The organism is Holdemanella biformis DSM 3989 (assembly GCF_000156655.1).
Classification (GTDB): domain Bacteria; phylum Bacillota_I; class Bacilli_A; order Erysipelotrichales; family Erysipelotrichaceae; genus Holdemanella; species Holdemanella biformis.
In genome coordinates, this window is sequence record NZ_DS996846.1 from 11,563 (window position 1) to 22,307 (window position 10,745).

Here is a 10,745-nt window from a genome sequence, read left to right on the forward strand (position 1 = left end):
ATAAAATCCACATAGTATCCCCCTACAAAATGATATACCACGAACCACTTTTATACAAACACCAAAAAGGAAGTAGTGTCTAAACTACTTCCAACATATTTTCAGCATCATTTGCCGCTTTTACTTTATCATTTGCACGAACTATAATTCCAGATTCATCTATTAAGTATGTTGTTCGAACTACACCCATAGATACCTTTCCATAATTCTTCTTTTCTTTCCACACATCATAAGCTTCAATCACTTTTCTTTCTGGATCTGCCAACAACGTAAAGGCAAGGCCATACTTTTCTTGAAACTTCTTGTGTGAAGCCACCGTATCTTTACTTACCCCTAAAATAACAGCTCCTTTTTCTAAGAATTGTGGGTATCTTTCAGAAAAACCACAAGCCTGTTTTGTACACCCAGCTGTATTATCTTTTGGATAAAAATATAAGATGACCTTTTTACCTTTATAATCACTCAATTTGTGCATCACACCATCTTGATCAGGCAGTTCAAAATCCGGTGCTTGAATTCCAATTTCTAACATATGTATTCTCCGTTCTGTTAAACAAATTATATCATCCTAAATTATTTAAACCTACTCATATGCACAAAAGGAAGCATACTTGCTTCCTAACGTTTTTTCTTAATCATTTTACTAGATCTGAATTGTGCTTGTCTTTGCGCCTTCTTTGTAGGCTTTGCATTAAACTGTTTCTATATCCATACGCTCACCTCTAAAAGATATTTTGGTATATTATTCCATTTTTTTCTTTTAGAATGCCGCATATAAGCCTATTTTTCAATCTCTAAAAGATATTTTAGTATATTATGACTGTTTTTTCTTTTAGGATCTTTGATTATTTAATTTATACGTTCTATTTGGAATAATGTCAATTCATTAATATGATAAAATCAGTCGATACAACAATACTTAGTAGAAAAGTACTTGTTGATTGGAAAATGAATAATCGAATCAAATTAAATGAAAAAGTCATAGCACAAGTTTGAATAAAATCTATTCAAATTATGTGTTATGACTTTTATAATATTTTCTATAGAAAGTCTTTTGTCGTACATACACAAGGAATCATACTTGCTTCCTAACGTTTTTTCTTACTCATTTTACTTGATCTAAATTGGGCTTGTCTTTGCGCTTTTTTTGTAGGCTTTAGGTTGAATTGTTTCTTTTCTAATACACAAACACTTTCAATATGATCTGTATAAGGGAATAAATCCACTAATTCTAATTTATTTGTGACATAACCTTGTTTTCTAAATTGGTTTAAATCACGAACCTGTGTTCTTGGATCACAAGAAATATATAAAATTTTTCTTGGATTTAAAGCGGTTGCACACTCAATAAAATCTTTTGTCGTACCTGCACGAGGTGGATCTAAAATGATTGCATCATAACGATTGTGATACTTTCTTGCCTGGCGCATAAATTCTGTTGAATCCATCGCAACAAATTCAATATTTTTGATTTTATTTTGTTTCGCATTATATTTTGCGTTTTCAATCGCATCCGGATTCACTTCTACACCCATAACTTTCTTACAAGAATCTGTCATCGTTAAACCAATTGTACCTACACCACAATATGTATCTAGTACAGTATCTGTTTCTTTTAAATCTAACATTTTCTTAGCTAAACCATACAATACTTCGCATTGTTCAGAATGAATCTGATAAAACGAATTGTGTGAAAACGCAATGTCTAAACCACAAAGTTCATCATGAATCATACCATTTCCATATAAAACAATAGCTTCATCCTGCAAAACAATACTTGTCTTTCTAGGATTGATATTTTGTACGATTGTTTTAATTTGTGGAAATTCGCTCGTTAATACACGAACCATATTTTTTCTTGAAGGAAACATCTTTTGACTTGTGACAAATACAACCATCACTTCATCTGTCTTATGTCCCCAACGAATCAATACATGACGCAATAAACCCGTTCCTGTTCTTTCGTTATATAATTCTAATTTCATAGAACCTACAAGTTCAGTAATCTTGTTGATAATTTCATTCACTAGTTTTGGTTGCATTATACAATTTTCAGTCTTTACAACACGATGCGAATGCGAAGCATATAAACCTGAATATACTTTTCCTTTATCTTTCGCAAAACCAACAATGACTTTATTACGATAATGCGTATCGTTTTTAGCCATATGCACATCACCAACACGAACTTTTAAATGTGCTTTTTCAACTAAAACTTCTACATCTTTTTTCTTTTTATCTGCCTGCATACTCGGCTTCAGTTTTAAAAGTGAGCATCCACCGCATAATTTTTCTACTTTACACTTCACTAATTTTCTCCTTTATTAAGTCAATGACTTTACTTGAATCTTTAACTTCAATTGTTTTAAATCTCAAATTACTTGCTGCAACTACATTGTCTTTTCGATCATCTAAAAATAAACATTCCGATGCCTTAAGATTATATTTTTCTAACAATATATGAAATATTTCTGGATCTGGTTTAATTTTCTTATATTCATAAGAAAAAATACCGCCATCTATATTATCAAACACACCACAACTTCTCAAATACTTTGTGTCATCTTCTGGAATATTTGAAAGAATATATACATTGTATCCCAATCGTTTTAAATCCTTGATAAACGCAACGTTATCTTTTAGTGGAATCACAAATTCTGTCCAATGATACATCAACTTTTTGATACATAACTCTAATTCAGGAAATTGTTTTACTCCCTTTTCAATCATTTCTTCCACTGAATAAAGTCCTTGATCATACTCATTCCATAAAGAATCAAAATAGAATGATTTCACTTCTTCTTGTCTTTTATTAAAGAAGCTATAAATCAATTCATTTGAATCAAATTTAACCAATACATTTCCTAAATCAAATACTATATTTTTCAGCATATGCCAATTATACTTGAAAAAAACATCTAAAACAAATATGATTTTTGAAGAAAAGAGGTATGTTATGATTAAACCAATAATGAAAGATGAAGCTTTCTTAGCTATTAAGTCAGCTCCAGCTACAAAAATGGATACACAAGTGGCTCAAGATCTAAAAGATACATTACAAGCTTATAGTGATCAATGTGTAGGCATGGCTGCCAATATGATTGGCGTTTCTAAAAATATTATTATCTTTGCGATTGAGCCTGCACAAATTGTGATGTATAATCCAAAAATCACGAAGAAGTCTAGACCTTACAAAGTCAAAGAAGGATGTTTATCACTAGAGGGTGAAAGAAATACAACTCGTTATGAAAATATTACTGTTGAATATCAAGATGAATCTTTTAAAAAATGCAAACAATCCTATTCTGGTTTTGTTGCTCAAATCATTCAACATGAAATTGATCACTGCAATGGTATCATCATTTAATAAAGCCAGGAAAAACCTGGCTTTTTATAGAATTTGAATAATTCGATCTTTTAGATCCTCTAAATATAAAGGTTTACTGATATGCCCATTCATACCAGCCTGGTAACATTTCTGTATATCTTGCATATACGCATTGGCACTCATCGCAAGAATTGGAATCTTTTTATCTTTTTTTCGAATTTGTAAAGTGGCCTCATACCCATCCATAATAGGCATCATAAGATCCATTAGAATCAAATCTAAATTCTTGATTTGACCAAACTGTTCTACCGCCTCTTTACCATTTCTAGCCTTGTACACAATGGCCCCTTCACTTTGAAGCATAAACTCAATCACTTCCATATTGATATCATTATCTTCCACGACAAGTATAGATAGATTTTCAATGGACACTGTTTTGGGTTTTAATGATTGAGTCTTGACAGGATTTTTATCCACTTCTAATGGAAGACAAACAATAAACAAAGTTCCCTTGTTCTCTTTACTCTTTACTTCAATGGACCCATTCATCTTCTTTACAAGCTCTTGCACAATACTCATACCTAAACCCGCACCATCTATACGTGTATTTTTTTGAACAAAAGGTTTGAATAACTTATTTTGAATGAATTCTTCACTCATTCCAATTCCTGTATCTTCTACAACAAATTCAAAACAATCTACTTTTTCTTTGACAGACAAATACACTTTACCATTTGGCTTATTGTATTTAATCGCATTGCTTAAAAGATTCAACAAGACCTTCTCAATATGTATAGGACTACCCATCAAATGATCATGTTCTATTTGCGTTTTCATAAACAATTCAATCTTATAATTCGATGCCTGTAGATCAATAATAGTTTGAACCCTACCTAATAATTGACTTAATTTAAACGATTTATTTTCCAACACAACCGAATCCGTTTCTAATGTTCGAATATCCAATATGTCATTTACTAAAGACAACAAGTGCGTACTTGATATCCACATCTTATCATAGGCATCTTTGATGCGTTGCTTATCATCGCCACATCTTTGAATCACTTGAAGCATTCCGATAATCCCATTGATTGGTGTACGAATATCATGGCTCATACTTGCCAAGAAACGCATCTTAACTTGATTGGCTTTTGTTTCATTTTCTAAGGCGAGTTGAAGCTTTCGATTCATTTCAAAATAGCGCTCTGTATCATGACAACGACGAACTTGTTCCTCCTCAAAAATCCTCTCAAAATATGCATTCTTTTTCTCTAATGCCAAAATTATGACATCTAAATCGCAAATAACTTTGCCATATTTATATCGAGAAGATTCAACCATTAAGCCTAAACGAATCTCATCCGGATGTTTAGCCATATATGAATCCATATATCGTAAGGTGGCTTTGACTTGAGCAAACATCTTCTGCTCTAAATAATAATCAAATAAAGCAATACATGCATCTATATATTCTACCGCACACAAACTCTCAATACGTTTTTCAAGTTCATCGGCACATCTTTTTAATTCAGAATCCATACCGGCTTTACTAAATAATTCAATACCACAATTCAAATAATCTTCTAAAATAATATGTTTGCCATCATGCTCATCTAAACCCATATTAAATGCTTCTAAAGCCTTATCCACTTGATTTAGGCTATTGTAAATCAAAGCTAAATTCAAATAGACATAGGCACCCATATCTTCAACGCAACAAGGCATGTATTCTTTGGCTTTTAAAATACTATCTAAAGCTTCTTCATACTTTTCCTGCTTTACGTACGTAATTGAAATATTATTATACTCATAACAATAATGCCCCACATCCTCATGTTCCATCGCAATCTGTAAAGCTTTTTCATAGTAATAACGACTTGAAACATTTGCCCCATCATAATAGAGCATAACTCCCATTAAATTGAATGCAGAAATAAGTTCTCTTACAAATGGCATACTTTGATACTGCAAAATGATCGGTTCAATAATCTCTTTTGCCTTATTAAAATTTCCTTCATAATAATAAGCCATACCCAAATAAAAGGTGGCCGCAACCCTAACTTCTAAATCATTTGAACTTTCATTTAATACATCACGATAAAAGTTTTCTTGCTCACTTAACTTTAGTTTTCCAACACCTTCTACTTCTTTCATTAATTCTTGATACTTCATAATCTTCACCTAGATTAAATGTATCATGAATGAAAAAAAAGCACAAACTCGAAAGTTTGTGCCTAGAATTATTTCACTAACAATTCACAGATCTTCTTTGAATATGCGATTGGATCTTTGATTGCGAAGCCTTCAATTAAACAAGCCTGATCATATAATACTTCAGCCACTTCTTTAACTTTATCTTTATCAGAAGTGTATAAAGTCTTCAATGTTTCAAAGATTGGATGATTTGGATTAATTTCCAAAATACGCGTTGCCTTCATAGGCATTGGACTTTGGTTAGGCATATTTGCAAAAACCTTTTCCATCTCAAAAGAAATACCTTCACCAGCTGTTAAGCATACTGGATCCTCTGTTAATTTATTTGACAATTTCACTTCAGCAACCTCATCGCCTAAAGCTTCTTTCATAAATGTCAATAAATCTTTATTTTCTTCTTTTGATTTATTTAAAGCTTCCTTTTCTTCCTCAGAATCTAAATCTAAATCTCCTTGAGCTGCATTTCTGAACGTCTTTTCTTTGTAGTTCATCAATGTCTGCATTACAAATTCATCCACTTCATCTGTTAAATAAAGAACTTCAAATTCTTTATTCTTCAATGTTTGAACAACTGGCATCTTATCAATCAATTCAACATCTTTACCAGATACAAAGTAAATGTCTTTTTGATCCTCTTTCATACGAGAAACATATTCACTTAAAGTAACATATTTCTTTTCTCTTGAAGAGTAGAACAACAACAAATCTTGGAATTTTTCTTTATCCATACCATAGTTGTTGTAGACACCAAACTTCAAGTTTACACCAAATTCTTCAAAGAATTTTTCATATGCTTCACGATCTTTGGCAAGCATATTTCCAAGTTCATTCAATACTTTCTTCTCAATACGACCCGCAATCAATTTTAATTGGTGATCATGTTGAAGCATTTCACGAGAAATATTTAAAGATAAATCTTGAGAATCCACTAGACCTTTCACAAAACGCAATGAGTCTGGCAACAATTCTTCGGCATGATCCATAATGAATACGCCTCTACAATAGAGTTGAAGACCTTTCTTGTAGTCTTGAGAATAGAATCCTTGAGGTAAGTGTGATGGAATATAAAGCAATGCTGTAAAGCTTGTATTTCCCTCTACACTAAAATGAATCACTTTTTGAGGATCTTGGTAGTCATAGAAATGATCTTTGTAGAATTGATTGTATTCTTCATCTGTAATCTTCGATTTTTGACGTTTCCATAAAGGAACCATTGAGTTTAAAGTCTGATCTTCCACCACTGTTTCATATTCAGGCTTTTCACTTTCCTCCGTACCCTCTTTCATTTTTTGAGTTTCTACATTCATCTTGATTGGATAACGAATATAATCTGAATATTTTTTAATTAATTCTTTTAATTCATAAGTTTCCAAATATTTAGAATAGTTTTCTTCATCTGTATCTTCTTTTAAAGTTAAAACAATTGTTGTACCATTTGTTTCCTTTGTACAAGGTGTGATTTCATAACCATCTTCACCAGCACTTACCCATTCATAAGCTTCATCACTACCTGCTTTTTTCGTAACAACACGAACATCTTTTGCGACCATAAATGCAGAATAGAATCCAACACCAAATTGACCAATGATATCGACATCTTCATTGTTGTTTTCTTCTTTTTTCTTCATTTCCTCTTTAAAAGCCAAAGAACCACTCTTCGCAATTGTACCCAAGTTTTCCTCTAGCTCTTCCTTTGACATACCAATACCAGTATCCGAAATTGTTAAAGTACGAGCTTCCTTATTAGGTTCAATACGAATCTCAAATTGACTTGCATCCGCATGACCTTGACTTTCATAATAATATTTATCAATCGCATCACTCGCATTCGATACAAGTTCACGTAAGAAGATTTCCTTGTGTGTATAAATGGAATTGATCATCAAATCCAATAAACGTTTTGACTCCGCTTTAAACTGTTTTTTCTTAGCCATAATACCACTCCTTCATTAGCACTCTAATATTTTGCCTGCTAATACTATACAACACCTTTTTAGCAGTGTCAACACCTGTGTGCTAAACACAAAAAAAGAATTCGACTAAACGAATTCTTAGCTTCTTTACCCACTTTTCAAATAATACTGTTAACTATTTTTTATTCATATTTGTAGCATACAATGGATTGGCTTCTCTTGTTTCACTTCCAAAAACCATCTTCAATTCTGCAAAAGCTATTTTCACATGTTCGGGAATATCCACATGCGCAATATAATTCTTTCCATTCGGACCATAACCGTTCTCATCATCTGAAAGCCTAGGAATTTCTCCCATCAACAAATTCACATATCTTTCTATCGTCCACATGCCATGTATATTTTCTTCATAAACCAATTCATCATTCTGATTCAATACTTTAGCACAATAAGTAGCATAATTAATGATTGTCACATTATCATTAACATATTTTTTTAATCCTGCCGCCATACGCCTTTGCATAGAAGCATCCTGACTTAGAATGATACTTTTAAACGAAATATTGTTTTCTTTCAATAAATCCAAAAGATACGTTATATTATTGCCACAATTTGTAGACTTGGTTTCTAGATAGTCCGCCTTACATCCATATACATGTTTAATATACTTTTGAAATATTTCTGCCTCTGATAAATCCGTTATCTCAATATCTGGATATTCTAAATGAACAACCTGACGTAGTGTATCTGTTGTATGTCCTGCTCCACCAACAATAATATATTTTTTCGCAACGAAGTTTTTAATTCCACTAGCTAAAACATCGCCACCTTCAAGAATACTTCCACCAAATAAAACCATCACATCTACCTGATGAATTCCATATTGTTTAAATAACTCTTCTTGATTTAACGCATCAATATCTCGTGTTCCCAAAAACTTTGCGAGTATATTTATATTTTCTGCAACATTACTATCCATATAAACTCTTCCTTTCAAAACTATCTACAATGGCAAACTGGAATTTGGTTATTTCGTTGCAACAATACTTATCCAATGATTTTTTGTATTTGAATACGTTTTGATTTCTGTAAAACCCGCTTCTTTCAAAGCGGCAACAAGTTGTTCAGATGTGTAAATTTTCATACCATTGATCATCTTTGTCCATTTTTCATCTGCGGCATTCGTTCCGTCACTCTCGTTACAAATCAGGAATATGCCTTCGCTTTTCAGCACACGATTGACCTCGGAAAAGCATTTTACTAATCCTGGCCAAAAGTAAACTGTTTCGAAGGCAGAAACATAATCAAAAGTCGCGTCAGAAAAGGGTATAGCAGATACATCTCCTTTAACTACATTACATTTCCCTTGTTTAATGGCGATGGCGTTCAATTTTTGAGATTCTGCCACACTAACCTCAGAATAATCCAATCCTGTCACGTGGCCATTTTTACATCTATCAAGCCAGACCGCAATATTTGCTCCGCCGCCACAGCCGACGTCCAGAACTTCAGCATCAGACTTCGTGGAGATATTTGAGAATCCCCATTGCGATAATTTGGCGTGACCGCTGTTCATCATCTTCGTCATCAATTTTCCGCCGAAACCTTGTGGCTTACGGGTATTTTCAAAAAATTTCATTATAGAATTCCTCCTCCACAAATACCGATTTCCTTACTTCTACAAACTGGAATTTACTGAACTTCTGCAAGTGCTTTCTGTGTCCACTCTGCATCCCGCATCATACTTCTTCCAACGCCAATCAAATCTACCGCTTGTCCTTCCAACAATTTTTCAGCATCTTCTCCGGTTTTAACTCCGCCCGTGAGCATAACCGGTACTTTGACAGCTTGTTTTGCTGGCTTACTCAGCTCTGCAAACCACCCTGACGCTGTTTTTCCTTTTATGGTATAGATACAGTGACCGCCAGAAATATCAAGGAAGTCGATACCCGCCTGCTCAAAAATGCGAGCAGCAACCGGAATATCCTTTATCTCACTTCCGCCTTCCATATAGTCACAGGCACCAAAACGGAATGCCACAATAAAATCATCACCAACAGACTTTCTACACGCGTGCATGAAAAACATTATATCTTGTCAGTTCTATGAACCGGATTTCCGTCCATATCGGAAATCGCAACAGGAACCATTTTCAGCGAGCGTCTGTGTCCTTGTAAGCTTCATATCCATCATGTCAGCAATCACGTAATCCATCCGACATAGATACTTTGCCAGTTCAAAACATCCCTCAGCGCGACAGAGATTGCAGATCCCGCAGTTATGGTAATCGTAACCGAGTACGAAGTCATCGTCCGGACCACCCTCAATGATGTCAAGCACCCAGTCGTTCTTATAGCGTCTCCGATGAGACTCCTCGGACCATTTCTTCCTTCCAGGAAGTTTCTTCTCATCGAGGTAGCTATCCGCATTCCCAAGTACCTTATGAAATAATTTGTTATTATACAATCCGTCCTTAAACAGACTGAAGCATTCCTCCGGAGAAAGGGTCGTCTTTCTATTCAAAGCGATGAAATATATGCCCATGCAGTAGGAGCTCATGAGATGGGATTTTCCTATGTCATCGGCACGTGTAAGGACAGCTTTATACTCATTCTTTATTGCTGTGCTATCCAGACTTAGCTGCTGTGCCTTCGCCTGCTTCATACATGAATTGTGGTAAAAATGACCGAATAATCTCTGCGTAAATCCATATTTCATAGTTACACGTCCTCCCTCTCTATCTGAATCTCTGCCTCTATGCCGTGCATCAGAACGTCCACTGCTTCCGCGATCTGACTGCGGCTAGAATTATGGACACATACAAATACTGCCTTTTTCTTACTCATGAAAGCCTCCCTTCTGATGGTTCGCGATTTTTACAAGTGTACTTATATTATACCTAAACACCTGCTTAACGTTTTAATATTCAAATCTTATAAACTTGAATTGTCATATTTTACCGATCAATACCACGATTCCGGCTACCACAAGTGCCACAAGCAGGTATACCACTGTATAAACTCTTCCTTTCAAAACTATCTACAATGGCAAACTGGAATTTACATTTACAACATGATCCAATATCTTTGTATTAGCTTACCCTCTTTTAAAACTTCGTTTTCTAATACTCCGCCATTATTGATAATTGATTTGACAGAACCAATGTTGTCTTTATCACAAACCAACAAAACTTTATCCATACCAAGTTTCTTGCATTCTTCTAAAGCCAAGCTGATCATTTTGGTTGCGTAACCTTTTCTTCTTTCACTTGGTCTTATACCATCTCCAAT

Annotated in this window: 12 protein-coding genes; 1 reads left to right on the forward strand and 11 read right to left on the reverse strand. The window is 34.1% G+C overall.

Features of this window, described 5'->3' with window-relative positions:
• Positions 1–79: 79 nt before the first annotated feature.
• The 3 genes from EUBIFOR_RS09210 to EUBIFOR_RS12220 form a co-directional block, all read right to left on the reverse strand.
• Complete coding sequence (locus tag EUBIFOR_RS09210; protein ID WP_003865762.1) at positions 80–532, reverse strand: peroxiredoxin; 453 nt, start codon at positions 530–532, stop codon at positions 80–82.
• Positions 533–1,088: 556 nt separating this feature from the next.
• On the reverse strand, positions 1,089–2,309 hold the full coding sequence (gene rlmD / locus EUBIFOR_RS09215; RefSeq protein ID WP_003865763.1) for a 23S rRNA (uracil(1939)-C(5))-methyltransferase RlmD: 1,221 nt from the start codon (positions 2,307–2,309) through the stop codon (positions 1,089–1,091).
• Positions 2,299–2,892 carry an HAD family hydrolase gene (locus EUBIFOR_RS12220; protein WP_003865764.1) on the reverse strand — a complete coding sequence of 198 codons (594 nt, stop codon included), beginning with the start codon at positions 2,890–2,892 and terminating at the stop codon, positions 2,299–2,301. The genes rlmD and EUBIFOR_RS12220 overlap by 11 nt, the downstream gene beginning before the upstream one ends.
• Before the next feature lie 64 nt (positions 2,893–2,956).
• Here EUBIFOR_RS12220 and EUBIFOR_RS09220 point away from each other — a divergent pair, with 64 nt between their 5' ends.
• Positions 2,957–3,367 (forward strand): peptide deformylase, encoded by a 411-nt coding sequence (locus EUBIFOR_RS09220; protein WP_040466435.1) that lies wholly within the window; start codon positions 2,957–2,959, stop codon positions 3,365–3,367.
• 24 nt (positions 3,368–3,391) lie between these two features.
• Here the strand turns inward: EUBIFOR_RS09220 and EUBIFOR_RS12225 are convergent, their stop codons facing one another.
• From EUBIFOR_RS12225 to EUBIFOR_RS13285, 8 genes are all read right to left on the reverse strand, one after another.
• Positions 3,392–5,500: a response regulator gene (locus EUBIFOR_RS12225; RefSeq protein WP_003865766.1), complete on the reverse strand. Its 2,109-nt coding sequence runs from the start codon at positions 5,498–5,500 to the stop codon at positions 3,392–3,394.
• A gap of 68 nt (positions 5,501–5,568) precedes the next feature.
• Positions 5,569–7,476 (reverse strand): molecular chaperone HtpG, encoded by a 1,908-nt coding sequence (gene htpG / locus EUBIFOR_RS09230; protein ID WP_003865767.1) that lies wholly within the window; start codon positions 7,474–7,476, stop codon positions 5,569–5,571.
• A gap of 154 nt (positions 7,477–7,630) precedes the next feature.
• Positions 7,631–8,434 (reverse strand): YdcF family protein, encoded by an 804-nt coding sequence (locus EUBIFOR_RS09235; RefSeq protein ID WP_003865768.1) that lies wholly within the window; start codon positions 8,432–8,434, stop codon positions 7,631–7,633.
• 48 nt (positions 8,435–8,482) lie between these two features.
• On the reverse strand, positions 8,483–9,094 hold the full coding sequence (locus tag EUBIFOR_RS09240; RefSeq protein WP_003865769.1) for a class I SAM-dependent methyltransferase: 612 nt from the start codon (positions 9,092–9,094) through the stop codon (positions 8,483–8,485).
• A 53-nt stretch (positions 9,095–9,147) separates the two neighbouring features.
• Positions 9,148–9,534, reverse strand: coding sequence for an oxidoreductase (locus EUBIFOR_RS09245; RefSeq protein ID WP_040466436.1), 387 nt, complete (start codon positions 9,532–9,534; stop codon positions 9,148–9,150).
• A 24-nt stretch (positions 9,535–9,558) separates the two neighbouring features.
• The gene (locus tag EUBIFOR_RS09250; protein WP_040466437.1) at positions 9,559–10,173 is read right to left on the reverse strand and encodes an L-2-amino-thiazoline-4-carboxylic acid hydrolase; all 615 of its coding nucleotides are present in this window, start codon (positions 10,171–10,173) and stop codon (positions 9,559–9,561) included.
• Between the two features lie 2 nt (positions 10,174–10,175).
• Complete coding sequence (locus EUBIFOR_RS13465) at positions 10,176–10,301, reverse strand: hypothetical protein (protein ID WP_003865772.1); 126 nt, start codon at positions 10,299–10,301, stop codon at positions 10,176–10,178.
• Positions 10,302–10,520: 219 nt separating this feature from the next.
• On the reverse strand, positions 10,521–10,745 hold a 225-nt coding region (locus tag EUBIFOR_RS13285; RefSeq protein WP_003865773.1), incomplete at its 5' end, for a GNAT family N-acetyltransferase.

Coding starts and splice junctions, on each gene's coding strand:
- EUBIFOR_RS13465 (WP_003865772.1), bottom strand. CDS start 10,301: ATGAGTAAGAAAAAGGCAGTATTTGTATGTGTCCATAATTCTAGCCGC.
- EUBIFOR_RS12220 (WP_003865764.1), bottom strand. CDS start 2,892: ATGCTGAAAAATATAGTATTTGATTTAGGAAATGTATTGGTTAAATTT.
- EUBIFOR_RS09235 (WP_003865768.1), bottom strand. CDS start 8,434: ATGGATAGTAATGTTGCAGAAAATATAAATATACTCGCAAAGTTTTTG.
- htpG (WP_003865767.1), bottom strand. CDS start 7,476: ATGGCTAAGAAAAAACAGTTTAAAGCGGAGTCAAAACGTTTATTGGAT.
- EUBIFOR_RS09210 (WP_003865762.1), bottom strand. CDS start 532: ATGTTAGAAATTGGAATTCAAGCACCGGATTTTGAACTGCCTGATCAA.
- EUBIFOR_RS09250 (WP_040466437.1), bottom strand. CDS start 10,173: ATGAAATATGGATTTACGCAGAGATTATTCGGTCATTTTTACCACAAT.
- EUBIFOR_RS09220 (WP_040466435.1), top strand. CDS start 2,957: ATGATTAAACCAATAATGAAAGATGAAGCTTTCTTAGCTATTAAGTCA.
- EUBIFOR_RS09240 (WP_003865769.1), bottom strand. CDS start 9,094: ATGAAATTTTTTGAAAATACCCGTAAGCCACAAGGTTTCGGCGGAAAA.
- EUBIFOR_RS12225 (WP_003865766.1), bottom strand. CDS start 5,500: ATGAAGTATCAAGAATTAATGAAAGAAGTAGAAGGTGTTGGAAAACTA.
- EUBIFOR_RS09245 (WP_040466436.1), bottom strand. CDS start 9,534: ATGCACGCGTGTAGAAAGTCTGTTGGTGATGATTTTATTGTGGCATTC.